This window comes from Haloferax sp. Atlit-48N (assembly GCF_003383015.2).
GTDB classification, from domain to species: Archaea; Halobacteriota; Halobacteria; order Halobacteriales; family Haloferacaceae; genus Haloferax; species Haloferax volcanii.
In genome coordinates this window covers 1,142,218-1,164,936 of sequence record NZ_CP137689.1, presented here as the reverse complement: position 1 = coordinate 1,164,936, position 22,719 = coordinate 1,142,218, and the positions used below count along the sequence as shown (strand labels likewise).

General features: G+C 69.4%; 26 protein-coding genes. 15 read left to right on the top strand and 11 right to left on the bottom strand.

Features of this window, described 5'->3' with window-relative positions:
* Nucleotides 1-33: 33 nt before the first annotated feature.
* Nucleotides 34-231: a DUF7501 family protein gene (locus DEQ67_RS06335; RefSeq protein ID WP_004063678.1), complete on the bottom strand. Its 198-nt coding sequence runs from the start codon at nucleotides 229-231 to the stop codon at nucleotides 34-36.
* Nucleotides 232-428: 197 nt separating this feature from the next.
* On the opposite strand from DEQ67_RS06335, the gene DEQ67_RS06330 reads away from it, so the two are divergent.
* Both DEQ67_RS06330 and DEQ67_RS06325 read left to right on the top strand, forming a co-directional pair.
* Nucleotides 429-854 carry an EamA family transporter gene (locus tag DEQ67_RS06330; RefSeq protein WP_004043690.1) on the top strand — a complete coding sequence of 142 codons (426 nt, stop codon included), beginning with the start codon at nucleotides 429-431 and terminating at the stop codon, nucleotides 852-854.
* Between the two features lie 81 nt (nucleotides 855-935).
* On the top strand, nucleotides 936-1,499 hold the full coding sequence (locus DEQ67_RS06325) for a thioredoxin family protein (protein WP_115802476.1): 564 nt from the start codon (nucleotides 936-938) through the stop codon (nucleotides 1,497-1,499).
* Nucleotides 1,500-1,541: 42 nt separating this feature from the next.
* On the opposite strand, the gene DEQ67_RS06320 is transcribed toward DEQ67_RS06325, so the two are convergent.
* Both DEQ67_RS06320 and DEQ67_RS06315 read right to left on the bottom strand, forming a co-directional pair.
* Nucleotides 1,542-1,970 (bottom strand): RNA-binding protein, encoded by a 429-nt coding sequence (locus DEQ67_RS06320; protein ID WP_004063682.1) that lies wholly within the window; start codon nucleotides 1,968-1,970, stop codon nucleotides 1,542-1,544.
* 36 nt (nucleotides 1,971-2,006) lie between these two features.
* Nucleotides 2,007-2,216: a hypothetical protein gene (locus DEQ67_RS06315; protein WP_004043693.1), complete on the bottom strand. Its 210-nt coding sequence runs from the start codon at nucleotides 2,214-2,216 to the stop codon at nucleotides 2,007-2,009.
* A gap of 163 nt (nucleotides 2,217-2,379) precedes the next feature.
* On the opposite strand from DEQ67_RS06315, the gene DEQ67_RS06310 reads away from it, so the two are divergent.
* Nucleotides 2,380-2,958 carry an NUDIX hydrolase gene (locus tag DEQ67_RS06310; RefSeq protein ID WP_004063685.1) on the top strand — a complete coding sequence of 193 codons (579 nt, stop codon included), beginning with the start codon at nucleotides 2,380-2,382 and terminating at the stop codon, nucleotides 2,956-2,958.
* 13 nt (nucleotides 2,959-2,971) lie between these two features.
* Here the strand turns inward: DEQ67_RS06310 and DEQ67_RS06305 are convergent, their stop codons facing one another.
* The gene (locus DEQ67_RS06305) at nucleotides 2,972-3,394 is read right to left on the bottom strand and encodes a 2Fe-2S iron-sulfur cluster-binding protein (RefSeq protein WP_115802475.1); all 423 of its coding nucleotides are present in this window, start codon (nucleotides 3,392-3,394) and stop codon (nucleotides 2,972-2,974) included.
* 183 nt (nucleotides 3,395-3,577) lie between these two features.
* On the opposite strand from DEQ67_RS06305, the gene DEQ67_RS06300 reads away from it, so the two are divergent.
* From DEQ67_RS06300 to DEQ67_RS06290, 3 genes are all read left to right on the top strand, one after another.
* Entirely contained in the window at nucleotides 3,578-4,261 is a 684-nt protein-coding gene (locus DEQ67_RS06300; RefSeq protein ID WP_115802474.1) for a DsbA family protein, read from the top strand.
* 147 nt (nucleotides 4,262-4,408) lie between these two features.
* Nucleotides 4,409-4,999 carry a TlpA family protein disulfide reductase gene (locus DEQ67_RS06295; protein ID WP_115860036.1) on the top strand — a complete coding sequence of 197 codons (591 nt, stop codon included), beginning with the start codon at nucleotides 4,409-4,411 and terminating at the stop codon, nucleotides 4,997-4,999.
* Nucleotides 4,999-5,691: a cytochrome c biogenesis CcdA family protein gene (locus tag DEQ67_RS06290; protein ID WP_004063692.1), complete on the top strand. Its 693-nt coding sequence runs from the start codon at nucleotides 4,999-5,001 to the stop codon at nucleotides 5,689-5,691. The genes DEQ67_RS06295 and DEQ67_RS06290 overlap by 1 nt, the downstream gene beginning before the upstream one ends.
* 39 nt (nucleotides 5,692-5,730) lie before the next feature.
* On the opposite strand, the gene DEQ67_RS06285 is transcribed toward DEQ67_RS06290, so the two are convergent.
* On the bottom strand, nucleotides 5,731-7,029 hold the full coding sequence (locus DEQ67_RS06285; RefSeq protein WP_115891284.1) for a DUF7405 family protein: 1,299 nt from the start codon (nucleotides 7,027-7,029) through the stop codon (nucleotides 5,731-5,733).
* Nucleotides 7,030-7,174: 145 nt separating this feature from the next.
* On the opposite strand from DEQ67_RS06285, the gene DEQ67_RS06280 reads away from it, so the two are divergent.
* The 3 genes from DEQ67_RS06280 to DEQ67_RS06270 are packed head-to-tail and all read left to right on the top strand — an operon-like array spanning nucleotide 7,175 to nucleotide 10,178.
* Complete coding sequence (locus DEQ67_RS06280) at nucleotides 7,175-7,846, top strand: SCO family protein (RefSeq protein WP_115891285.1); 672 nt, start codon at nucleotides 7,175-7,177, stop codon at nucleotides 7,844-7,846.
* Nucleotides 7,843-8,904, top strand: a complete 1,062-nt coding sequence (locus tag DEQ67_RS06275) for an iron transporter (protein WP_115860042.1) — start codon at nucleotides 7,843-7,845, stop codon at nucleotides 8,902-8,904. The genes DEQ67_RS06280 and DEQ67_RS06275 overlap by 4 nt, the downstream gene beginning before the upstream one ends.
* A 56-nt stretch (nucleotides 8,905-8,960) precedes the next feature.
* Nucleotides 8,961-10,178: an MFS transporter gene (locus DEQ67_RS06270; protein ID WP_004063698.1), complete on the top strand. Its 1,218-nt coding sequence runs from the start codon at nucleotides 8,961-8,963 to the stop codon at nucleotides 10,176-10,178.
* Here the strand turns inward: DEQ67_RS06270 and DEQ67_RS06265 are convergent.
* Both DEQ67_RS06265 and DEQ67_RS06260 read right to left on the bottom strand, forming a co-directional pair.
* On the bottom strand, nucleotides 10,154-10,648 hold the full coding sequence (locus tag DEQ67_RS06265; protein WP_004063699.1) for a hypothetical protein: 495 nt from the start codon (nucleotides 10,646-10,648) through the stop codon (nucleotides 10,154-10,156). The genes DEQ67_RS06270 and DEQ67_RS06265 overlap by 25 nt on opposite strands.
* A 43-nt stretch (nucleotides 10,649-10,691) precedes the next feature.
* Nucleotides 10,692-11,666: an aldo/keto reductase gene (locus tag DEQ67_RS06260; RefSeq protein WP_008610958.1), complete on the bottom strand. Its 975-nt coding sequence runs from the start codon at nucleotides 11,664-11,666 to the stop codon at nucleotides 10,692-10,694.
* Nucleotides 11,667-11,885: 219 nt separating this feature from the next.
* Between DEQ67_RS06260 and DEQ67_RS06255 the strand changes: the two genes are divergently transcribed.
* From DEQ67_RS06255 to DEQ67_RS06240, 4 genes are all read left to right on the top strand, one after another.
* On the top strand, nucleotides 11,886-13,007 hold the full coding sequence (locus DEQ67_RS06255) for a bactofilin family protein (protein ID WP_115891405.1): 1,122 nt from the start codon (nucleotides 11,886-11,888) through the stop codon (nucleotides 13,005-13,007).
* A 63-nt stretch (nucleotides 13,008-13,070) separates the two neighbouring features.
* On the top strand, nucleotides 13,071-14,678 hold the full coding sequence (locus tag DEQ67_RS06250) for an acyl-CoA synthetase (protein WP_115891286.1): 1,608 nt from the start codon (nucleotides 13,071-13,073) through the stop codon (nucleotides 14,676-14,678).
* Between the two features lie 69 nt (nucleotides 14,679-14,747).
* Complete coding sequence (locus tag DEQ67_RS06245) at nucleotides 14,748-15,542, top strand: creatininase family protein (protein WP_115860046.1); 795 nt, start codon at nucleotides 14,748-14,750, stop codon at nucleotides 15,540-15,542.
* Nucleotides 15,543-15,591: 49 nt separating this feature from the next.
* Nucleotides 15,592-17,088, top strand: coding sequence for a cryptochrome/photolyase family protein (locus DEQ67_RS06240; RefSeq protein WP_115891287.1), 1,497 nt, complete (start codon nucleotides 15,592-15,594; stop codon nucleotides 17,086-17,088).
* Between the two features lie 120 nt (nucleotides 17,089-17,208).
* On the opposite strand, the gene DEQ67_RS06235 is transcribed toward DEQ67_RS06240, so the two are convergent.
* The 3 genes from DEQ67_RS06235 to DEQ67_RS06225 all read right to left on the bottom strand — a co-directional run bounded on the left by DEQ67_RS06235 (nucleotide 17,209) and on the right by DEQ67_RS06225 (nucleotide 18,663).
* On the bottom strand, nucleotides 17,209-17,403 hold the full coding sequence (locus DEQ67_RS06235) for a cold-shock protein (RefSeq protein WP_004043709.1): 195 nt from the start codon (nucleotides 17,401-17,403) through the stop codon (nucleotides 17,209-17,211).
* 85 nt (nucleotides 17,404-17,488) lie between these two features.
* Entirely contained in the window at nucleotides 17,489-18,070 is a 582-nt protein-coding gene (locus DEQ67_RS06230) for a peroxidase-related enzyme (protein WP_115891288.1), read from the bottom strand.
* A gap of 98 nt (nucleotides 18,071-18,168) precedes the next feature.
* Entirely contained in the window at nucleotides 18,169-18,663 is a 495-nt protein-coding gene (locus tag DEQ67_RS06225; protein ID WP_006600385.1) for a metal-dependent hydrolase, read from the bottom strand.
* Between the two features lie 96 nt (nucleotides 18,664-18,759).
* Between DEQ67_RS06225 and DEQ67_RS06220 the strand changes: the two genes are divergently transcribed.
* Nucleotides 18,760-19,962 carry a mechanosensitive ion channel family protein gene (locus DEQ67_RS06220; RefSeq protein WP_115802464.1) on the top strand — a complete coding sequence of 401 codons (1,203 nt, stop codon included), beginning with the start codon at nucleotides 18,760-18,762 and terminating at the stop codon, nucleotides 19,960-19,962.
* Nucleotides 19,963-20,042: 80 nt separating this feature from the next.
* A complete protein-coding gene (locus DEQ67_RS06215; RefSeq protein WP_004043713.1) occupies nucleotides 20,043-20,180 on the top strand; it encodes a hypothetical protein in 138 nt (45 codons plus the stop codon).
* Nucleotides 20,181-20,182: 2 nt separating this feature from the next.
* On the opposite strand, the gene DEQ67_RS06210 is transcribed toward DEQ67_RS06215, so the two are convergent.
* A complete protein-coding gene (locus tag DEQ67_RS06210) occupies nucleotides 20,183-22,648 on the bottom strand; it encodes a DUF5059 domain-containing protein (RefSeq protein WP_115860051.1) in 2,466 nt (821 codons plus the stop codon).
* Between the last annotated feature and the right edge of the window lie 71 nt (nucleotides 22,649-22,719).

Below are 22,719 nucleotides of genomic sequence, written 5' to 3'. Positions count from 1 at the left end.
GGCCGAGTCGCGAAAAACAACCGTTTTTGGTCGCTATCCGGACCACTCGCCGCGGACGTCGTCGGCGACCGCATCGCGCCACATGCCGAACCCCTGTTGACAGATGGGGCTCTCTTCGAGGTGGTCCATGAACCCCTCTCCTTCGCTCTCCAGTTCGTCGAGGCAGAACGGACACCGAGTCGGGTCGTCCCACGTGTGCGCGATGACCGAGGGTTGTACTTCCTGAGACATACGCACCAATACGCGATAATACTTGATAAAAATTTGGTCGATGGCGCTATCTAGTCTCATTTGTCTATCTCCGGGGAGAATACATACTCGATTCTAAATCGAGTGATATCGGGCCGTCACCGTGTTATCGCGGTTCACTCCCGTCGGCTTGCGGTCGAATCGTAACCCTATACACGACTCGGGGCGGCGTTCTACCCGTGAACTATCTCTCGTGGGCGGTCGTCGCGCTCGGGGCCTACTCGCTCGTCGCGCCGCTGATGAAAGTGGCGACGACCGGCCAGGCCAAAATCCCGAGCGACGTGGCCGCACTGGTCGCTAACGGCGTGCTCGTCGTGGGAACCGTCGGGGTCATCGTCGTCTCCGGGCAGAGCGTCACGGACTCGGTCATCAGCCCGAAACTTCCCTACGTTCTCGCCGCCGGTGCCTGCCTCGCGGTCGGCATCCTCTCGTACTACCGGGCGCTGGCGCTCGGCCCCGTCTCTATCGTCGCTCCCATCTTCGGGATGTTCCTCGCGGTCTCGTCTGTCGTCGGCATCGTCGCGCTCGGCGAACCGCTGACGGTTCGCAAGGTGGCCGGCATCGGCTTCGCGGTCCTCGCAATCGCCCTCGTCTCCATCGACTGAGGGGCGTCTCGGAGCCGCCGAAGGCGACGCGGAACTGCCGCGGGCCAACCGCTTTTCATGTTCGCGGGCCAACGTGGCGACATGGTACTGCTCGAATCCGACTCCGAACTCGAACGCGGCGACGCCGCCCCCGACTTCGAACTCCCCGGCACCGACGGCGAGACGTACTCCCTCTCGTCGTTCGCTGACTACGACGCGCTCCTCGTCGTCTTCACCTGCAACCACTGTCCGTACGCGAAGGCGAAGTTCGAGGAGCTGAACCACCTCGCCAGCGCCTACGACGACCTCGCGGTCGTCGGCATCAACCCCAACGACGCCGAGGACCGCCCCGAGGACTCCTTCGAACGAATGCAGGAACTCGTCGCGGACGGCACGATTGGGTACACCGCCTACCTCCGCGACGAGTCGCAGACGGTCGCCGCGGAGTACGGCGCGGTCTGCACGCCCGACCCGTTCCTCTTCGAGAACACCGGCGACGGCTTCGAACTCGCGTTCCACTCCCGCATCGACGACGCGATGAGCCCCGACGACGAGGTGTCCGACTACGAGATGCGGACGGCCGTCGAGGCGCTGCTCGCCGGCGACGACATCCCCGTCGAGGAGTACCCCTCGCAGGGCTGTTCCATCAAGTGGAAAGACGAGTAACACAGCGAAATCGGAAGCGATTCGACCGGCTCGCGGACGACCCTACTCGTCGCCGAGGAGGGCGTCGCGGGCGTTCTCCACCGCGGCTTCCTTCTTCGCCGGGTAGGCCTCGACTTTCGCGCGAAGGGTGAGCCCCCCGCCGCGGCGGGCCTCGCCCTTGAACGCGGCCTGTTTGTCCAGCCGCAGGAAGAACTCCGTGTTGTCCGTGACGCGCTGGTCGAGTTCGTCGAGGAGCGTCTCGAAGTCGGGGAGGTCGCGTATCTTGTCGAGGACGTGCCGCACGTCGTTGGCGCGCTCGACGCGCGCGGAGAAGACGATGATGCGGTCGCCGTGGTGGCCGGTGCTCTCGACGCGGTCGACGTCGAACTCGTCGGGGAGGAACGTCCGAAGCGCCTCCTCGACCCGTTTTTCGTCTTCCGTCTCGTAGCAGAACGTTCGGAGGTCGATGTAGTGGAACGGAACGCGTGGCATGGTGGGTCTGAGAGGCGTCGGTCGGTCGTCGGTCGCTTACTCTTCGTCGGCTTCGTCCGCGTCGTCGCCGTCGGCGGCTTCGAGCTGGTCCTGCGCGATGCCGACCTCCTGGCCCTCGTCGAAGCTGATGGTGTAGGTCGGCTCGCCGAACATGCTCTCGATGACCTGCGTGACCGTGCCGGTCTCGCCGTCGAACTCGCTGTGCTTGTCGTTCAGGACGACCTTGTCGTCTTTCTCGAAGCTCATACCCACAGGTTCCGCGTCACCGGATAAAAGGGCGATGATTGGACGCGAAGTCGCCGGCTCCGCCGCTCGCGACGACGCGTGTCGAAGCCGATTTGTGGAGCCGCGCCGAACCGTGCGGTATGCCGAGTCGCCCGCTCGCACATCGACCGCCGGCCGCGCGCCGATGACGGTCGACGACCTGTGGTTCCTCGCGGACGAGGCGCGACAGCGCGCCGAGCAGGCGTACCACCGCCTGCGCCGGAACCACGCCGACGCCGACTACCTCGAACCGGTTCACACCCGCCGCGTCTCCCGCCCGCGGTTCCGCACGCTCGCCTCCCGCGTGAAGTCCACGGGGACGCCCTACGGCGTCCACACCGTCGTCCGCCGCCGCGACGACGAGATACTGCTCGTCCGCCACGAGGGCGTCGACCTCTGGGTCCTCCCCGGCGGCGGCGTCGACAGCGACGACGAGGGCTTCACCGAGGCCGCCCGGCGCGAACTCGCTGAAGAGGCCGGTATCACCGCCGACTACGGCGGCCTCGCGATGGCCACCCGAATCGACATCCGCTGCGACGGCCACCAGACGTGGGGCGTGATGCCCGTCTACCGCGCCCGCGTCGACGGGGCCGCGGAACTCAGCGTGAACGACCCCGACGAAGAAATCTCGGCCGCGCGGTGGTTCCGCGTCTCGGAGCTCCCGGCGGACACCCGCGACCGCGACGACCTGCTGTCGTGGTACGACCACGTCGCCGGCGACTGACCGACCCGCCGGCTCAGTCGGTCGCTTCGCGCCGTTCTCGGGTGTCCGGTGTGTCCCCCGTGTCCTGCGCGCCCTCCGCGTCGCCGGCGTCGCCGGCTTCGTCCGCGTCGCTCTCCGCGTCGTCGACGTGTTGGCCCCAGAATCCGGGGTACTTCTCCACCCGGAGGTCGCCGAGGACGACCGTCTGGCACGCGAGTCGGAGACCCGAGTCGGGGTCGTGCGGGGGGAATCGGAGCCGGCGGCGCTCCTTTTTCGTCCGGTAGGTCACGGGACCGCGAACCCCGACGGCGCAGGTGCCGCAGGAGCCGCCGCCGCGGCAGTTGAACCACGACGAGTGGCCGTTGTGCGGCGATTCGCCGGCCGCGCGGAGCACGTCGCGGAGGACGTCCCCGCGGTCGCACTCGATTTCCCGGCCGCGGAAGTGGACGGTTGGCACGTGTTGGGTGACGCCACAGGAGGCTTAATCAGTGTCGTTTGTGAGACGACTGAAATCGCGGTCGTCGGCCGTGAGTCGCCGGAGTTCCGCGTTCCCGAATCGAACCACGAAAAGCGGCAACGCCCTCCGAAACCCCGCGATTCGCCTCGGAGAATCTAAGTTCGTCCGTCCCCGACCCCGACCATGCGCAACACACGACGCGCGTACCTCGCCGCCACGGCGGGTGCGTTGACGCTGGGCACCGCCGGGTGCCTCGGCGGCGGAAGCGGCGGGTCCGGAAACGACGCCGTCGCCGCCATCGGTTGTGAGGTCCCCGAACGCGACACGGTCAGTTCGCTCCCCACGCCCGTCATCGGGTCCGAGGACGCGAGCGTCGTCGTCGACGTCTGGGAGGACTTCGCCTGCCCTCACTGCGCGACGTTCGCGGTCGACGTCGCCCCGCAGCTCCGGTCCGAGTACGTCTCGGAGGGAATCGTCCGCTACCGCCACCACGACTTCCCGATTCCGGTGGACGAATGGTGGTCGTGGAAGGGGGCCTCGGCGGCCCGCGCCGTCCAGGACGAGGCCGACGACGAGACCTTCTTCGACTTCGCCCACACGCTCTACGAGAACCAATCGGAGTTCGGCGGCGGCGACGCCGAGGGGTCGCTGTCGACGCTCCAGTCGCTCGCCGACGACGCCGACCTCGACGGCTGTTCGGTCGCCGCGGCGGCCTCGCGCGAACGCTACCGCCCGCTCGTCGACGCCGAGCGGACCGAGGCCGTCGACGAGCGCGGCTTCCAGGGGACGCCGACGGTTCTCGTCGACGGCGAGCAGGTCGCGCCGCGATGGTCCGACCTCCAGCGCGCCGTCGAGAACGCCCGGTAATCGGACGCGAGTCGCGTGGTTCGACGTCCACACCACCTCTCGCGCGGGATTCGCGCACGACACCAGCGACGCTTTACGACGGGATTCACTAGCCACGAGTATGCACACGACGCGACCGCGCTCCCGACCCCGACGAGGTGACCCCCGGTGAGACGACGCGCCCTCCTCTCGCTGCTCGCGGGCGCGGGCGTCGCCGGCGTCGCGGGCTGTCTCGGCGACGGGTCCGCACCCGCCGAAGCGGGCGACGCCGCCGAGACGACGAGCGACGTCGCCGACCCCGCCTCCGCCACCGCGTCGTCGGGGTCCGGTTCCGGCGACCTCCCGCTCGTCGTCGACACCGTCGACGCGCAGGGGTCGTCGGCCGGCGAGGTTCGAATCCCCGCCGAGGGCGCGCCGACCGTCCTCGACCTCTTCGCGACGTGGTGTGCGCCCTGCGTCGCCCAGATGGAGTCGCTGCGGACGCTCCACGAGGAGTTCGGTGACGACGTGGCGTTCGTCTCGGTGACGAACGAGCGCCTCGGCGGCGGCCTCACGATGGACGACATCCGCGACTGGTGGGCCGAACACGACGGGAACTGGACGGTCGGCCACGACCCCGACAGTAGCCTGATGCGCGCGGTCCGCGCGAACGGCCTCCCGTATCTCGTCGTCTTCGACGCCGACGGCGAGGCGACGTGGACCCACCGCGGACTCGCCAGCGAGGAGAATCTCCGCGCGGCCGTCGAGGACGTCGCCTGATGCCCGGGTTCGGTCTCGGCCCCGCGCTGGGGTTCGATTCCGCCTTCGCCGGCACGCTCGCGTTCGCCGTCAGCGCCGGCGTCGCCACCTTCTTCGCGCCCTGCGCCTACCCGCTTCTCCCGGGCTACGTCGGCTACTACCTCTCCAGCGAGGAGGCCGACCTCGGCGGCGCGGTCGTCCGCGGGGCGGTCGCCTCGCTCGCCGCGCTGGTCGTCCTCGGCGCTATCGGGAGCGCGCTCGCGGTCGTCGGCGGCCGCATCGCCTCGCACCTCGCGCTCCTCGAACCGCTCGTCGGCGCGGCGCTCGTCGGCTTCGGCGTCCTCATGTTCACCGGGCGCGCGCCGAGCCTCCACGTCGTCCTCCCGGAGTACCGGTCGTCCGTGACCGGTTTCGCCGTCTTCGGCGGGGTGTACGGCCTCGCGGCGGCCGGCTGCGTCGTCCCGATTTTCCTCGGCGTCGTCACGCAATCGCTCGCGCTCCCGACCGCGCAGGCGGTCGTCTCGCTGGGGGCTTACGCCGCCGCCGCGGCGCTCCCGCTTTCGGTCGTCACCGTCGCGGCCGCGCTCGGCGGCGACCGAATCCGGTCGCTGTCTGGCTACGTTGGCTCGGTCCAGAAAGCCGCCGCGGTCGTGATGGTGCTGGCCGGCCTCTGGCAGATTTGGCTGGCGCTGTCGTTCTTGGGACACGTCTGAGGGCGCGGCCGACCGGACACGTAAGCGGAAGCGCTCGATTCAGTCGGCTAGTCCCGGCACCTCGCCGGTCGGCGTCGGCAACGCGCGGATCTCCCGCGGCGGCACGAGGAAGTTGCCGCGGCGCTTGACGAAGATGTACTCTAAAATCCCGTTGTTGACGCGCTGGCGGACGGTCGGCACGTCGGTCAGGTCGGTGCCGTTCATCGCCTCGCGGACCTCCTCGAACGCCGAGATACCGCGCTGGAGCGACGGGAAGTGCAGGCTCGCCACGCCGTCGTCGGCCGACTCGAAGTGTCTGCGGAGGAGTCTGACGTTGCCCTCCTCGTCGCGGTTGGCGCGGGCGGCCTTCTGGGCGTGGCCGACGTGGCCGAACTCGAAGGCGTCGTCGCGGAGGCGGTCGAGCATCGCGTCGATACCGCTGTCGTCGCCGAGGTTGTCGCCGACGCCGTCGACGAGATTCTGTTCGGCGTGCGCGGGCGAAAACAGCTTCATGACCCGGTGGTAGCGGTCTTCCTCGTCGTACCAGTCCGAGAGGCGCTGGCGGATGTTCGCCACGTGCTTCGTGGTCGCGCCCGCGAACGGCCCCTCGTCGATGGTGACGTACTCTTCTGTGGCCTGATTCCCTGCGAATCCCGCTTTGAACCCCATGAACAGCGGCGACGCCTCGGGGACGGGGTTCCCGTCGGGGATGCCGTTCAGGTCGGACTGGTGCTCGGCGGGGAGTCCGGCCCCGACGAAGCCCGTCCGCCGGGACGCGACCGAAAAGACGCCCGAGAGGTCGGCGTCGACGGCGACGCCGTTGGCCTCGTCCGCCTCGCCGAGGAGGGCTTGTTCGGCTTCGAGAACCGCGTCGGCGCGGTCGGACGCGAGGTGGACGAGCGCGTCCTGCCGGTCGAAGTCGGGCGTCTCGAACGGCGACAGCGCCCGCGGTTCGGGCAGGTCCACGCTGTCGGGAAGCGGGTCGTCGAAGCGGTCGAAGTACCGCGGCGAGTAGGCGACCGACCAGATGACGCCCTCGTGGCTCCGCTCGTAGGCGCGGTCGAGGACGCGGAAGGCGTTCTCGACGGTCGCGCGGGCGGCCTCGTCGGGCGGTCCCTCGCCGTCGAGGTCGAGATAGAGGAGCACCTGATGGCGGGGCATCTCGACGTTGCCGTGGTCGTCTCCCCGACAGAACTCGTTCCACGCGTGCTGCCGGCTCGGGAGCGCCTCGAACGCGTCGGTCCCCGCCGGAACGGGGTCGTCCGGTGCCCTGTCGAGGCAGGCGGAGAGCGCCGCCGCGCCGCCGGCGGCGACCGCGGCCTTCAGGAACTCCCGGCGGAACGGAGACCCGTCGAACATACGCCCGGCTAGGGACCTCGCGGGGAAGTCCGTTCTGGTGTGTGCGTCGAAGATTTCGCCTCCGGCGTGCGGGACGAGAACACGCGCGCTACCGTTCGAAACGCACACCAAACGGCATTTGAGTGCCGGGGCGCTAGCGAGGGTAATGAAACGACGAACGTATCTCCGCGCCGCCGGGGCGGGCGCGGCCGTCGGGCTTGCGGGCTGTCTCGGCGGGAGCAACGCCAACCCGAACGTGTCGCTGTCGAAGCCGGACCGCGAGAACGACGTGTCCAGCGAGGACCTCCCGTATCCGGCGTGGGGCCAGCAGGTCCCCGACGTGACGCTCACCGACCCCATCGCGGGGAGCGAGGTGTCGGTGCGCGACATCGACGTGCCGCACTTCCACACGTACTTTTTCACCAACTGCATGACCGTCTGTCCGGTGCTCATCAGCGCGCTCCGCGAGGTCCAGATTCACTCGGTCAGCGAGGGCTACGCCGACGAGGTGTCGTTCTACCCCATCACGTTCGACCCCGCCCGCGACGACGCCGACGCCTTCCGCGCGGAGGCCGACCAGATGAACGTCGACATGGACGCGGGCAACTGGCAGTTCCTCCGGCCCGCCGACGAGGCCGAGGCGAAGTCGGTCGTCGAAGACCAGTTCGGCGTCTTCTTCGAGAAAAACGAGCCGGACGACGAGGGCAACTACATGTTCACCCACCTCGGGCTCATCTCGCTGGTCAACGGCGACGGCTACGTCGAGCGGACCTACCGCGGTAACCAGCCGGACGAACAGTCGCTCATCGACGACCTCACCGCGCTCCGGGAGGCATGACGAGTCGGCGTCGGTTCCTCGCGGCGAGCGGAGCCGTCGCGGCCGCGGGTCTCTCCGGCTGTCTCGCCGAACTCGGTCGGCTCTACACGTCGAACGAGCCGCCGGTCGTCTCGAACCGCCCGGACGAGGTGTACGTCCCGACCCACACCGAGGGGATGCGCATGGTCGGGAGCGCGAACGCCGGCGACCTCCGCGTGGGCGTCTTTTACAGCTACCCCCACCGCTTTTGGGTGATGGCCGACGAGGGCGACGGATTCGGCACGTCGAAGATGTCGGTCGAGGCCGGCGACGACGTGCATCTCATGGCGACCGTCTGGGACCCCGAGACGGGCGTCGTCGTCCCCGACACGGGCCTCTCTCTCGAAATCGCCCGCGACGGCGACCTCGTGAGCGAGGAGGTCGTCTACGCGATGCTCTCCCAGCGGATGGGCTTTCACTACGGCTCGAACTTCGGTCTCGACGGCGACGGCACCTACGAGGTGACGGTGGACGTGGGCGCGCCCTCGCTGCGCCTCTTCGGTGACCTCGTCGGCCGGTTCGACTCCCCCGCGAGCGCGACGCTCGACTTCGAGTACAGCGCCGGCGACCGCGACGACATCCCGTACACGATGCTCGACGACCAGCAGGGCGACCCCGGCGCGGTCAGGCCGATGGAGATGGACGGGCTTCCGCTCGGCCGCGGCCCCGAGACGCTTCCGGGGACGGCGCTGGGGGGCGCGACGACTGGGAGCCTCCGACTCGTCGGCACCGTCCTCGACGCCGACCGCTTCGGCGACGACCCGTACCTCGTCGTCTTCCCGCTGACGCCCTACAACCGCCTTCTCGTCCCGCGGCTGGGCCTCACCGCGACCGTCGAATCCGGCGGGTCGACCCGCTTCGACGGCCGCCTCGAACCCGGCCTTGACGCCGACCTCGGCTTCCACTACGGCGCGTCGGTTCCGGGGCTCGCCGGCGACGACGCGACCGCGGACCTCGCGGTGGACGTGCCGCCGCAGGTCGCCCGCCACGAGGGGTACGAGACGGCCTTCCTCGAATTCGACCCCATCCGCCTCGGGTAACGGCAATCGAATCGAACAAGGACAGGGCTATTTCCGTCCGGGCCGACCGACCCCGTATGGACTCGACGCGCCGCGAACGCGCGACACTCGCGCTCGCCGTCTGGGGCGTCCTCGTCTCGCAGGTGCTCCTCTATCCCGGCGTCTCCGACCTCGTGACCGCCCTCGGCGGCGGGCAAGGGGAGTACGACCTCTCGGCCGGGATGCTGTTTCTCGTCGCCGAGTTCGCCTCGTTCGTCGCCTTCTCGAGCGTCTGGGGCGCGCTCTCGGACGCGCTCGGCCGGCGGACGTGGCTCATCGTCGCGGGCGCGCTCGGCGGCGCGGCCAGCTACGTCGCGCTCCTCGCGCTCGCCACGCTCCCGTGGCTCGACGCCACGTTCGGCGCGGTCCTCATCGTCCGCCTCCTCGGCGGCGCGATGACCATCGGCGCGTTCTCGCTGTCGATTACGATGCTCGCGGACCTCTCGGGAGGCAACGGCCGGAACATGGGCGCGGCGGGCATCGCCATCGGCCTCGGCGCGGCGCTCGGCTCGGTCGTCGGCGGCCAACTCACGACCATCGACCCCCTCGCGCCGCTGTACGCGTCGGCCGCGTCGCTCACCGCCGTCGCGCTGCTCGTCACGACCGTCACCGACAGGACGCCCGATTCGACCCGCGTCGGCGTCGGCGTCGTCCTCAAGAAACTGGCCGCGCGCCCGGCGTTCGCGGTCCCGTACGCCTTCGGCTTCATCGACCGCATGACCGCCGGCTTCTTCGCCCTCGTCGGGGTGTACTACTTCCGCGAGGCGTTCGGCGTGAACGCCGCCGTCGCCGGCGGGGTGCTCGCGCTCTTTTTCGTCCCCTTCGCGCTCTTGCAGTACCCCCTCGGCTCGCTGTCCGACCGCGTCGGCCGGTTCGTCCCCGTCGTCGCGGGGTCGATGCTCTACGGCGTGTCAATCGTCGCCGTCGGCGTCGCCCCGGTCTTCGAACTCGCGGCCGCTCTCATGGTCGTCGTCGGCGTCTTCGGCGCGCTCGTCGCGCCCGCGACGATGGCGCTCGTGACCGACCTCGCCGAGTCGGGCGAGCGCGGGGCGGCCCTCGGCGGCTTCAACGTCTTCGGCAGCCTCGGCTTCCTCGCCGGCTTCCTCATCGGGGGCGTCGTCGCCGACGTGGTCGGCTACCTCCCGTCGTTTCTCGTCGTCGGCTTCGCAGAGGTCGCTATCGCCGTCGTCGCGCTCCGGGCGGTGAAGCGACTCGACGGCATCGGCGCGGCTCAGACGCCGTCGAGCGCCGACTGAAGTTCGGCGTTCACGACGAGCCACATCCCGCGGAGACAGACGACGACGGCGAGGCCGACGCCCGCGAGGACGAACGCCAGGAACAGCCCGACGAAGACGCCGCCGCCCCGCGGGTCGGGGACGGTCGGCGCGAACTCACCGAGTTGGACCGCGAAGGCGACGATACCGGCGACGAGGAACGCGAGCATCAGTTCGAGCAGTCGCCAGAACGTCTCGATTCGCAGGCCGCCGCGGCCGGTGAGCAGGAGGGCGATTCGCCGCGACGCGGCCACAAGTGAGACGGCCGTGAGAAGGAGCGTCGCGGCCGCCGCGAGCGTGAACCCGACGTGGGCGAGCGGGAGCGTCGGCGCGAGCGACGAGACGAGCGTCAGCGCGACGCCGAGGAGGACGCCGGCCGCGAGCAGCGACTCGACGCCGAGAATCGCCGTCTCCGGCTCGTCGCGGGCGAGTCGTGCGAGGGTCCCGTACACGGTCGTCCCTCACTGCGGGCGCTGAAGGCTGTTTCCCTTGGGCTTAGTCGTGGCCGGAGACGCGGACCGGCTGGTAGGGTTCTTCGAGGTAGTCGATGTCGGAGTCCGAGAGCGTGATGTCGAGGGCCTCCACCGCGTCTTCGAGGTGTTCGATACTGCTCGTGCCGACGATGGGCGCGTCAACCCAGTCCTTGTGGAGCACCCACGAGAGGGCCAGTTGCGCCATCTTGACGCCCTTCTCGTCGGCGAGTTCCTCGACGCGCTCGTTCACCTCGCGGCCGCCGCCCTCGAAGTACGGGTGGCCCTTGGCGTGTTCGTCGGTCCGGCCGCGGGTCGTCGCCTCGAACTCCTCGTGGGGGCGGGTGAGGTAGCCGCGGGCGAGCGGCGACCACGGCATGACGCCGACGCCCTGCTTCTCGCAGAGGGGGAGCATCTCGCGTTCCTCCTCGCGGTACAGCAGGTTGTAGTGATTCTGCATCGTGGCGAAGCGGTCCAGCCCGAGCGAGTCGGCGGTGTACTGCGCCTCCGCGAACTGGTGGGCCCACATCGACGACGCGCCGACGTAGCGCGTCTTGCCGCGCCGAACCGCGTCGTCGAGCGCGCGCATCGTCGTCTCGATGGGGGTGTCGTAATCGTAGCGGTGAATCTGGAGCAGGTCGAGCGCGTCCATCCCGAGGCGGTCGAGCGAGTTGTCGAGCTCCTGTTCGATGGCCTTCCGCGAGAGACCGCCGGAGTTCGGGTCGTCGTCGTCCATCTGGAAGTACACCTTCGAGGCGACGACCGCCTCGTCGCGGCGGCCCTCCAGCGCCTTCCCGAGGACGCGCTCGGACTCGCCGTTCGAGTACATGTTGGCGGTGTCGAAGAAGTTGATACCGAGTTCGATGGCGCGGTCGACCAGTTCGAGCCCCGCCTCCTCGTCTAACACCCACTCGCGCCACTCAGGCGTGCCGAAGCTCATACAGCCGAGACAGATGCGGGAGACCTCCATGCCGGTGTCTCCGAGCGTCGTGTACTCCATGTGCGAACATCCCCGCGAGTCGGCAAAAAGATGGACCAAGCGGTAGCCGCGGCGGGGGACCGGCCGACCGTCCGGGCAGGGCCCGCGCAACTACCCGGCCGGTCCTCGGGCCGAGACAGTCATCAGAAAACGGCGTTTCCCGGGGTTTGAAACCGTCTCTCTCGGTTTATGCTCTCCGGAGTCGTATCAGTAACCCGAGGCGTAGCCTCGGTGATTCCATTGTTCACAACGAAACAACTGGTCGCGCTCCTCGTGAGCCTCCTCGTGGTGGGGTCGCTCGCGGGCGTCGCGGCCGCACAACAGGGACCGTCCGCCGGCGGGGCCGTCGTCGTCGACGAGGGCGAGACCGTCGACGGCGACCTCGACGCGGTCGGCGGCACGGTCGTCGTCGCCGGGACGGTAACCGGCGACGTGTCCGCGACGGCAGGGACCGTCCTCCTGACTGAGACCGGAACCGTCGACGGGAACCTCGACGCGGTCGCGGGCTCCGCGACCCTCGAAGGCACCGTCGGCGGCGACGTGAGCCTCGCGGGCGGCGCGGTGTTCGTCCGCGACACCGCCGACATCGGCGGGTCGGTAGACGCCGCCGGCGGCACCGTCCGACTCGACGGCGCGGTCGACGGGAACGTCCGCGTCGGTGCGGAAGAACTCGCTGTCGGCCCGACCGCTCGGGTCGGCGGCTCGCTCGAATACGACGCGGCGACCGCCAGTATCGACTCCGCGGCCGTCGTCGACGGCGGCGTGCGGCAGGTGGACGACCTCGCGGTCGCCGCGCCCGTCGTCGCCGGGACGCCGTTCCAGTTCGGCCAGTTCGAAGGCCCGGTCATCCCCGGCTGGGTGGTCTCGGGCTACTGGCTCCTCGCCAACTTCGTCGTCGGCGCGATTATCGTCCTCGTCGCCCCCGGCTTCGCCCGCCGCGTGACGGGCCTCGGGACCAAGAAGGCCGTGCGGAGCGGCGGCGTCGGCCTCCTCGCCATCGTCGCGATACCCATCGTCCTCCTGCTCCTGCTTTTGACCATCGTGGGCATCCCGCTCTCGCTGGCCGGCGGGGTCGGCTTCCTGCTCGTCCTCTGGGTCGCGGGCGTCTACGGCGCGCTCGTCCTCGGGACGTGGCTCCTGTCGCTCGCGGACTACGACAACCGCTGGGTCGCGCTGTTCGCCGGCCTGTTCGTGCTGGCCGTCCTCGACTTCGTCCCGCTCGGGGGAATCCTCGAATTCGTCGTCCTGCTCGTCGGGCTCGGCGCGTTCGCGCTGGCGCTCCGCGGGGAGTCCGCCGACGACGGCGACGAGAGCGTGAGCGCGCCCGACGAAGGCCCGCGAGAGGGCTCGCCGATGGCCTGACGGCGCGCCTCTCACGCGGAACCCGGACGAACAATTATTATGGTCTGTTCTGTCTGTCGAGCCATGGCAGTCGACTACGCGGCCGAGTCGGAATCGTTCGAGTGGGACATCCCCGAGCACTACAACATCCCCGCAGTCATCGAGTCGCACGCCGACGCCTTCGGCGACCGCGTCGCCCTCCGGTTCCGCGACGCCGACGGCGGCCGCGAGGAGCGGACTTACGGCGACCTCCGCGACGACATGAACCGCTTCGCCAACGCGCTCGAATCCATGGGCGTCGAGAAGGGCGACCGACTCATCCACCTCCTCCCCCGCGACCCCGACGTGTTCGCCGTCCAACTCGGCGCGCTCAAACGCGGCGCGCTGCTCGTCCCGAGTTCGTCGATGCTCAAGCCCAAGGACATCGCGTTCCGCGCGAACGACTGTAAGGCGACGACGGCCGTCGTCCACGAGTCGCTCGTCGAGATGGTCGACGAGGTGCGCGACGAGACGCCGCTTTCGAACTTCGTCGTCCTCGGCGGCGACGCCGACGGCTGGACCTCGTTTTCGGACCTCGTCGCCGACGCATCCACCGAACACGACGGCCCCGCCCTCCGGGCCGATGACCCGATGTCCATCAACTACACGTCGGGGACGACCGGCCAGCCCAAGCCGGTCCGCCACCGCCACCGCTGGATGCGGTGTTTCGAACTCGTCAACGCCCCCTACTGGTGGGGCGTCACGGCCGACGACGACCTCTCCGACGAACTGCTCTGGGCGACGACCGGCACCGGCTGGGCCAAGTGGTTCTGGAGCCCCGTCGGCGTCGGTCTGACGACCGGCGCGACCCAGTTCGTCTACCGCGGCGACTTCGAACCCGACGCGTTCCTCGACATCATGGAAGAGGAGGGCGTCACCCGCCTCTGCGCCGTCCCGACCCAGTACCGGATGTTCGCCCAGCGCGACCTCGGCTCGTACGACCTGCAACTGAAAGAGGCGCTGTCGGCGGGCGAACCGCTCAACCGCGAACCCATCGAGGCGTTCCGCGAGGCGTTCGGCGTCACCCCGCGGGACGGCTACGGCCAGACCGAGACGGTCGCGCTCCTGACGAACTACCCCGGCATCGACGTGAAACCCGGCAGCATGGGCAAGCCGACGCCCGGCCTCGGCACGACCATCATCGACGAAAACGAGGAGGAAGTCGGCGTCGACGAAATCGGTGAAATCGCCGTCCCGGTCGGCTGCCCCGGCATCTTCGACGGCTACTACGAGAAGCCGAACCTCGACGAGAAGACGTTCTCCGGCGACTACTACCGCACCGGCGACCTCGCCTCCCGCGACGAGGACGGCTACTTCTTCTTCGAGGGCCGCGCCGACGACATCATCATCTCGGCGGGCTACCGCATCGGCCCCTTCGAGGTCGAAGACGCGCTCGTCTCCCACGAGGCGGTCGCGGAGGCCGCCGCGGTCGCCAGCCCCCACGAGGAACGCGGCAGCATCGTCAAGGCGTACGTCGTCCTCACCGACGGCTACGAGGGCTCTGACGACCTCGTGGACGAACTCCAGTCGTTCATGAAAGCGCAGACGGCCCCGTACAAGTACCCGCGCGAAATCGAGTTCGTCGCGGAGCTACCGAAGACCTCCTCGGGGAAGATTCGCCGCATCGAACTGCGGTCCCGAGAGCAGGACTGAGTCGGCGCGCTCCGGGAGTCCATTTCCCCTTTGGCACCTTTCTTTAGGCGTCGTCGCTTGGTGACGCCCATGTACATCGCGGACCAGACGTGGCCCGAACTCGGAGACTACGTGGCCGAATCGTCGCTCGCGGTCGTCCCCCTCGGCTCGACGGAACAGCACGGCCCGCACCTCCCGCTCGCCACCGACCACCTCATCGCGGAGGCGTTGGCCCGCGAGGCGGCCGACCGGACCGGCTACCTCTGTACCCCGACCGTCAACGTCGGCGTCAGCCCCCACCACCGCCAGTTCCACGGGACGATGTGGGTCGACCCGCCGCAGTTCCGCGACTACGTGGAGTCGCTGACGCGCAACCTCGCGTACCACGGCATCGACCGGGTCGTGTTCGTCAACGCCCACGGCGGCAACGTCCAGCACCTCCGGGAGGTCGGTCGCCGCCTCCGCGACGACGGCACCATGTACGCCATCGAGTGGATGTGGGACGAGTCGATTCCGGACCTCGTCACCGACCTGTTCGACCACCCCGGTCCCCACGGCGGGCCGAAGGAGACCTCGATGATTATGCACATCGCCCGCGACCTCGTCCGCGAGGGCGAACTCGACTCGGCCCGCGACGGCGGCGTCGTCGACCTGGGCGACGACCACCTCCGAGAACACGGCGCGCGGACGTTCTACGACGCCATCGAGAACTCCGGAAACGGCGTCTTCGGTGACCAGACCGACGCGTCGCCCGAGGCCGGCGAAGAGCTGTTCGAGGCCGCGACCGACCAGCTCGTTCGCCTGCTGTCGTGGCTCGACGGCCAGCCGATAGACGACCTGCTCGCACCCGCGCACGTCGACCCCCAGCCGGGGTCGCGTCGCTGACCCCTCGGCTGGCCGACACGCTCTTTTCTCCGCCGCCGAAGGGACGCCTATGACCGTCTGGGTCCTCGGCGATCAACTCGACCCGTCGGCCGCGCCGCTCCAGTCCGACGACCGCGTGCTGATGATCGAGGCGCACGCCTTCGGCGACCGACTGCCGTACCACCCCCAGAAGCTCGCGCTCGTCTTTGCGGCGATGCGGCACTTCCGCGACGACCTCCGCGAGCGCGGCTACGAGGTGACGTACCTCCAAACCGAGACGTTCGGTGAAGGGCTCGACCGCTACTTCGACGCCGCGCCCGGCGACGACCTCGTCGTGATGGACCCCCCGAGCCACGGCGCGGGCGAGCGGCTTCGGGAACTCGTTTCCGCCCGCGGCGGGTCGCTCACGCTCGTCGAGAACGACCTGTTTCTCACGACGCCCGCCGACTTCGACGACTGGGCCGGCGACACCGACAGCTACCGACAGGAACACTGGTACCGACACGCCCGCCGGCAGACGGGCGTCCTGATGGACGGCGACGACCCCGTCGGCGGCGAGTGGAACTACGACGACCAGAACCGCGAGACGCCGCCGGAGGGGTGGACGCCGCCCGAAGCGCCGCGGTTCGACCCGGACGAGACGACGCGCGAGGTCATCGAGTTCGTCTGCGAGCGCTACCCCGACGCGTGGGGGTCACCCGAACCGTTCGTCTGGCCGGTGACGCGCGAGGCGGCGAGACAGGCGCTGTCGCACTTCGTCGAGGTCCGCCTCCCCGAGTTCGGCCCGTATCAGGACGCGATGGTCGACGGCGAGTGGGCGCTCTGTCACTCCCTGCTCTCGGCGGCCATCAACCTCGGCCTGCTGCACCCGCGCGAGGCGGTCGAGGCCGTCGAAGAAGCCTACGAACGGGGCGACGCCCCGCTCAACAGCGCCGAGGGGTTCGTGCGGCAGGTCCTCGGCTGGCGGGAGTTCGTGCGGCACGTCTACCGGCGGTCGATGCCCGAGTTGGCCGAAGCGAACCAACTCGACCAGACCGAACCGCTCCCGGAGGCGTACTGGACCGGCGAGACCGATATGAACTGTCTGTCCGAGGCCGTGGGCCACGTCCGCGACCGCGGCTACGCCCACCACATCGAGCGCCTGATGGTGCTTTCGAACTTCGCGCTGGTCTACGGCGTCGACCCGGCGGAACTCGACCGCTGGTTCCACCTCGGGTTCGTCGACGCGTTCCACTGGGTGACGACGCCGAACGTGGTCGCCATGGGGTCGTTCGCCACCGACGTGCTCTCGTCGAAGCCCTACGCCTCGTCGGGCAACTACGTGAACAAGATGTCCGACTACTGCTCGTCGTGTCCCTACGCGGTGTCGAAGACGACCGGCGAGAACGCCTGCCCGTTCAACGCGCTCTACTGGGACTTCCTGAAGGAGAACGAAGCACGCCTCCGCGGGACGGGTCGGATGGGACTCATGTACTCTCACGTCGACCGCAAGGACGACGAGGAGTGGGAAGCTATCCGGGCGCGGGCCGACGAGATTCGGCGGATGGGCCGGGCGGGGACGCTCTGAGGCGGGCGACGGCCGACCTCCACGGCCGACGGCCACGACCCGCGAGCGCCGCGGCTGGCGGCCTGAAAATGCGGAACTCTGCTTCGCTGTCGAGTCGCCGTCGGTCGGAACGCGTCGGACTCAGAGCCGCGTGACGTTCGTCGCCCGCGGGCCTTTGTCGGCCTCCTCGATGTCGAACTCCACTTCCTGACCCTCTTCGAGGTCGGGACCCTCGATGTCCTCCATGTGGAAGAACACGTCGTCGTCGTGGTCGTCGGTCTCGATGAAGCCGTAGCCGCCGGAGGACTTGAAGAACGCAACCTTACCTTTCGCCATTGCGTGTCGAAACTCATCGGTTGGCGGCATAAGGATTCCGCCGATTGCTATCAATGACCGTGGTACTCGTTTACTCACCTTCGAGTCAGTCGTCGCGCGGCTCTCGGCCGAGGGTGTGAAACTCCTCGTTCGGTCGCATATCCGCGAACATCGCCATGCGGTTGCTGAGGTTGAAGAAGGCTGTAACCGCGCCGATGTCCCATATCGCCTCCTCGGAGAAGTCGGCGTCGCGGAGTCGCTGGAGGTCGTCTCCGCCGACCTCGACGGGCGACTCGGTGAGTTTGACCGCCACGTCGAGCATCGTCTTGTGTTTCTCGGGGATGTCGGCGGTGCGGTAGTTGGCGACCAGTTGGTCCGCGAGCAGCGGGTCTTTCGCGTAGATGCGGACCAGCGCGCCGTGGGCGACGTTGCAGTAGTAACAGTGGTTGACGCCGGAGACGGCCACGATAATCATCTCCACCTCGTGGCGTTCGAGGTCGGTGTCCTCGACGAGCGCGTCGTGGTACTCGAAGAAGGGTCGGAAGTGCGAGGGTTTGTACGCGAACGCGGCGAAGACGTTCGGCGTGAAGCCGGCGCGCTCGGTCTCGTCGTCGATGCGCTCGCGCAGGTCGTCCGGGAGGTCGTCGCGGTCGGGCACCGGAAAGCGGCGCATGGCGTCGTCGTCCATGCGTCTCCGGTCTCCCGGACAGACCTTAACGATTCCTCATATCCGAGGGGCGCTCGCCGTCCCGAGTCCGGGGTGTTCGACTCCGAGTTTCAGGGCGTTCAGAGCGCGACCGAGAGGTACGCCGCCGCGGCCACGGCGAACACGCCGACGGCGAACAGGCCGTAGTTGGCGACGGCGTTGTCCGCGGTCCACAGCGAGAGCGTGAACTTCCGGGACGAAAGCGGCCACAGGGGGCGGATGCCGGCGGGCGTCAGCACGTCGGCCGCGAGGTGCGCGAGGATGGTGAGCGCGCCCACGGCGAAGCCGAACGCGCCGAGGGTCGTCGCCGCAGCCTCGGGTTGGCCCGCGTTGCTGGCGAGGAGGTACGCCCCGCCGCCGCCGACGCCGCCGACGAGGGCGGCGAAGAGGACGGTGTGGGTCGGCCCGCGGTGGGAGATGCCGGGGACGCGCATGTCGTAGTCGGGGAGCATCGCCAGCCAGCACATCGCCGCGCCGGCGACGAAGGCGAGTTCGGGGCGGCCGGCCTGCACGAGCGCGAAGCCGAGCGGAGCGAACACGAGGAGCGAGACGCCCCAGTGACCGAATCGGTACATCTGGTGTGCCCTCGCTCCCGCGGCGAACAAAACCTTTCGGCCGCCGCGACCGTCAGCGGAGCAATCGTTATCTCCGGTGGCCGCGACTTTCGCGGCATGAGCCAACACCTCTCGTCGTTCCTCTCGGGTCTGTCGGCGCTTGAGGTGACGGCCCTCGTCTTACTCATCTCGGTCGGCGGCGCGTTCGTCATGGAGACGGTGGTCATCCGCCTCCTGTTTCGATACACCAGCCGAACCGAGACCTCCCTCGACAACATCGTCGTCCAAGAGCTTCGGTGGCCCATCGTCGTCACCGTCTCGCTGACGGGCGTCTTCCTGTTTTCCAGAGCCCCGGCGGTCGCGGAGGCGTTCGTCGTCGACGCGGCGACGCTCAACGACTTCTTCGGCCTACCGTCGCTGTCGGTCGGCATCGTCGTCTGGGCGTGGGCGCTCAACCGCCTCGTCAACCGCCTCGTCGACGCGGTCAAGGACAAGGGCAGTCGCTACGACTTCGCGCCCGTCTTCTCGAACGTCTGGACCATCGTCGTCTCGGTCGGCACTATCGGCGCGCTCCTGTACATCTGGGGCATCGAAATCACGCCGCTTTTCGCCGGCGCAGGTATCGCCGGCATCGCCGTCGGCTTCGCCGCCAAGGACACCGTCGCCAACTTCTTCGGCGGCATCGCGCTGTACTTCGACGACACCTACAAAATCGGTGACTACGTCGTCCTCGACTCCGGCGAGGCCGGCACGGTCGTCAAGGTCGGCATCCGCTCGACCACGCTTCTCACCCGCGACGAACTGCTCGTGACGGTGCCGAACTCGGTGCTCAACGCCGCCAAAATCATCAACGAGTCCGCGCCGAACCGCCGCCGCCGGCTGAAAGTCCCGGTCGGCGTCGCCTACGGTACCGACGTGGACGCGTTCGAGGAACTCCTGACCGACATCGCCCTCGACGAGCCGCTGGTCCTCGACAGCCCCCGACCCCGGCCGCGGTTCCGCCGGTTCGGCCCCGACGCGCTGGAGTACGAACTCGTCTGCTGGGTCAACAGTCCGCTCAAGCGCGGGAAGGCGACGCACAACCTCAACCGCGAGATATACAAGCGCCTGAACGACGCGGGCATCGGCATCCCGTTCCCCCAGCGGGACGTGCACGTCCACTCGGCGGACGCCGAGGCGACCCGGCAGTCGCCCGCGGCCGGGCTCTCGAACGGCGGCGTCCGGAAGCCGACGCGCGGCCGAGAGGCGGCCGACGAAGTGGTGGCCGGCGATGTCGCGGACGCGGACGCGGACGAAGACGACAGCGCCTACGACGAGTGAGCGCCCGGAGTACCCCGCCGTGGACACTCCGGGGCGACTCTCGCCGGGAACGTTAACCGCGATGCGGCCGTGGATCGGATATGCTCCAACTCGGTCCCGTGGACGGGCTCATCGAGACGTTCGGCCCCTTCGCGATTCCGGTCCTGCTGTTCGCCGCCGGGTTCGTCGGCTACCTCGTGCTCGTCGCGCTCGGGCGGACCGGGCGCGACGGGAGTTGACTCTACTCCTCGACGACGATGGTACCCGTCATGCCCGCGGCCTCGTGGGGCACGCAGTAGTACGCGTGCTCGCCGGCCGTCTCGAAGGTGTGGACGTAGGACTGGCCAGACTGGACCGCGCCCTTCCCTTCGCTCCAGCCGGTCTCGGCCGCTTCTTGGGACTCGAAGCCGCCTGAGGCCCAGTACGCCGCTCCCTCGGGGAGTTCGTCGCCGTAGGCCGTGACCGAGTGGGCCTCGCCGCCGACGTGCTCGAACGCGACGGTGTCGCCGGCCGATACCGTCAGTTCCGCCGGCTCGAACGCGACGGCGGACATCTCTACGACGTGGTCGGCGTCCTCGGGGACGCCCTCGACGACGTTCGGCCCGCCGGACAGCGCCGCGTCGGCGGAACCGCCGTCTTCGGAGCCGCCCGCCTCGGGGGCCTTGCCGACTTCACCGACGACGGCGAACTGGGCGCGGGCGGTCGCCGTCGCGTACGCTTCTGCGGCGGCGTCGACTTCGCTTCCGTCCGCTAACGCGTCGACATAGTCGGATAGCGCCGCCTCGAAGCCCTCGTAGGCGTCGCGGTCGCCCCCTTCTAAGGCCTCGTGGACGCGGGCCTCCTCGAACGTCTGGAAGACGCCGGTCATGCGCTCCGAGGCGGCGGCTCCGAGGCCGGCGTCCGCGGCCGCGGTGGCGACGACGGCGTACATCGAATCGACAGCCCGCTGGCCGTAGGTCTTGGCCGCGCCGTAGGCGTCGCCGCCCTCCTCGGCCGCGGTTCGGACCGACCCGAGCGCGCCCTCGAACGACTCGTAGAGGTCGTGGTCGGCCTCCTCCAAGGTCTCGTGATAGCCGCCCGCGCCGCTCTCGAAGAAGGCGAAGGTGGACTGGACGACCGAGCCGGCGCGGGCCGACGCGCCGACCTGCGCGAGCGCGGCGGCGTCGAATCCGCGGGCACCGAAGAACGCGGCCTCCGCGGCCGACACTTCGGCGGTCGCGCCGACGGCCGCCTCGAACTCGAACAGCGCGTCCATCGCGCCCTCGGCGTGGGCCGCGGCGGCGTCGGCGTTGCCGGCGGCCGCGTCCTCGACGAGGCCGGCGAGATGCTCCTCTTCGAAGCGGTGATAGAGCTCTTCGGACTCCTCTTCGACGGACTCGTGGAGGTTCGCCTCGTTCTCTTCGAACCGGGCGAAGAGGGATTCACCGACGGCGGCGGCGCGGTCCGTCTCGCCGACGGCGACCAGCTCGCGGGCGTCGCCGAGGCGGGCGCGGAAGAACGCCGCTTCGAGCACCGTCGCGGCCTCGCCGCCGACGAGCGCCGAGATTCCCGCGAGCAGGTTCTCGTCCACCGTCGCCACCGCCTCCTCGGCCGCCGCACCGTCGCCCGATTCGGCGGCCTCGGTCAGCGATTCCAGCCCGCCCTCGAAGCCCTCGTAGGCGTCGTGGTCGGCCTCCTCTAACGCCTCGTGCGCTCGCGCGCCTTCGAAGTGGGCGAACACGTCGCTCGCGACCGTCGCGGCGAAGTCGGCCTCGCCCGCGGCGACCAGTCGTGGCACGTCGGCGGCGCGGGCGCGGTAGAGCGACAGCGCGGCCGCGTGGGCGAACTCGTCGCCGGGACCGCCGAGCCCGGCGAGCACCTCGGCGTCGAAGCCGACCGCCTGCATGAGCGCGAGGTGACCCGCCCCCGCGACCGCCTCGGGAGCGAGTTCGTAGCTCGCATCGACCGTCGCGTCGGCGGCGGTCCGGGCCGAGGCGGCGATGGTCTCGGCGTCGCCAGCGTCGGCCGCGCCCTCGACGGCCGCCTCGAACGTCTCGTACAGTTCGCCCGAGGCGGACTCCAGCGACGAGTGCGCGGGCGCGTCCTCGAAGTCCTCGTACACCGCGTTCGCCAGTTCGGCCGCGGCGTCGACCTCGCCGGCCGCGGCGAGCAGACCGGCGTCGCTGGCGCGAGCGCCGAACAGCAGGACCTCCAGCGCGTCGACCACGGCGGCGTCGACGCGGCCGCGCTGGGCCGCAAGCAGGTTGTCGGCCGCCTGCACCGCGAGGTCCGACCCGCGCTCGGCGTCGCCGGCGGCGTACGCCTCTCTCGCGCCGCCGAGGTGCGATTCGAACGTCTCGTAGTTCTGTTCGTTCGTCGCCTCCAACTGCTCGTGTGCGCCCCACTCGCCCGAAGACTGCTCGAAGCGGGCGAACACGTCGCCGGTGACGCGGGCGGCGGTGCCCAGTCGCCCCGCGGCGGCCAGCGCGACGGTGTCGTAGAGGCGGGCGCGCATCGCGTTCCACTCGGCCGCGACGGCGACGGCGGCGTCGACGCTCACCGACGACTCGGCGTCCTCGGTGGTCGTTTCGGCCGCGGTCTCCGTCTCCGAATCGGTCTCGGCGGCGGTGGTCGTCTCATCGCTCGATTGGCCGTTGCAGCCCGCGAGCCCCGCGGTCGCGACTGCGAGCCCCGTCGTCTGCAAGAGACGTCGTCTGCTGTATTCCATGGTTTTAGGCACACCTAATAGTAGAAAAACGCGTCGATTTTTAGGCAGGCCGAAAAATCCTCGTCGTCCGG

Bases quoted from the DNA above. Each gene is read 5' to 3' on its own strand.
- DEQ67_RS06245 (WP_115860046.1), top strand. From the start codon at position 14,748: ATGTACATCGCGGACCAGACGTGGCCCGAACTCGGAGACTACGTGGCC.
- DEQ67_RS06335 (WP_004063678.1), bottom strand. From the start codon at position 231: ATGTCTCAGGAAGTACAACCCTCGGTCATCGCGCACACGTGGGACGAC.
- DEQ67_RS06250 (WP_115891286.1), top strand. From the start codon at position 13,071: ATGGCAGTCGACTACGCGGCCGAGTCGGAATCGTTCGAGTGGGACATC.
- DEQ67_RS06225 (WP_006600385.1), bottom strand. From the start codon at position 18,663: ATGTACCGATTCGGTCACTGGGGCGTCTCGCTCCTCGTGTTCGCTCCG.
- DEQ67_RS06300 (WP_115802474.1), top strand. From the start codon at position 3,578: ATGCGCAACACACGACGCGCGTACCTCGCCGCCACGGCGGGTGCGTTG.
- DEQ67_RS06270 (WP_004063698.1), top strand. From the start codon at position 8,961: ATGGACTCGACGCGCCGCGAACGCGCGACACTCGCGCTCGCCGTCTGG.
- DEQ67_RS06220 (WP_115802464.1), top strand. From the start codon at position 18,760: ATGAGCCAACACCTCTCGTCGTTCCTCTCGGGTCTGTCGGCGCTTGAG.
- DEQ67_RS06235 (WP_004043709.1), bottom strand. From the start codon at position 17,403: ATGGCGAAAGGTAAGGTTGCGTTCTTCAAGTCCTCCGGCGGCTACGGC.
- DEQ67_RS06260 (WP_008610958.1), bottom strand. From the start codon at position 11,666: ATGGAGTACACGACGCTCGGAGACACCGGCATGGAGGTCTCCCGCATC.
- DEQ67_RS06320 (WP_004063682.1), bottom strand. From the start codon at position 1,970: ATGCCACGCGTTCCGTTCCACTACATCGACCTCCGAACGTTCTGCTAC.
- DEQ67_RS06210 (WP_115860051.1), bottom strand. From the start codon at position 22,648: ATGGAATACAGCAGACGACGTCTCTTGCAGACGACGGGGCTCGCAGTC.
- DEQ67_RS06290 (WP_004063692.1), top strand. From the start codon at position 4,999: ATGCCCGGGTTCGGTCTCGGCCCCGCGCTGGGGTTCGATTCCGCCTTC.
- DEQ67_RS06280 (WP_115891285.1), top strand. From the start codon at position 7,175: ATGAAACGACGAACGTATCTCCGCGCCGCCGGGGCGGGCGCGGCCGTC.
- DEQ67_RS06310 (WP_004063685.1), top strand. From the start codon at position 2,380: ATGACGGTCGACGACCTGTGGTTCCTCGCGGACGAGGCGCGACAGCGC.
- DEQ67_RS06315 (WP_004043693.1), bottom strand. From the start codon at position 2,216: ATGAGCTTCGAGAAAGACGACAAGGTCGTCCTGAACGACAAGCACAGC.
- DEQ67_RS06230 (WP_115891288.1), bottom strand. From the start codon at position 18,070: ATGGACGACGACGCCATGCGCCGCTTTCCGGTGCCCGACCGCGACGAC.
- DEQ67_RS06285 (WP_115891284.1), bottom strand. From the start codon at position 7,029: ATGTTCGACGGGTCTCCGTTCCGCCGGGAGTTCCTGAAGGCCGCGGTC.
- DEQ67_RS06325 (WP_115802476.1), top strand. From the start codon at position 936: ATGGTACTGCTCGAATCCGACTCCGAACTCGAACGCGGCGACGCCGCC.
- DEQ67_RS06240 (WP_115891287.1), top strand. From the start codon at position 15,592: ATGACCGTCTGGGTCCTCGGCGATCAACTCGACCCGTCGGCCGCGCCG.
- DEQ67_RS06215 (WP_004043713.1), top strand. From the start codon at position 20,043: ATGCTCCAACTCGGTCCCGTGGACGGGCTCATCGAGACGTTCGGCCCC.
- DEQ67_RS06275 (WP_115860042.1), top strand. From the start codon at position 7,843: ATGACGAGTCGGCGTCGGTTCCTCGCGGCGAGCGGAGCCGTCGCGGCC.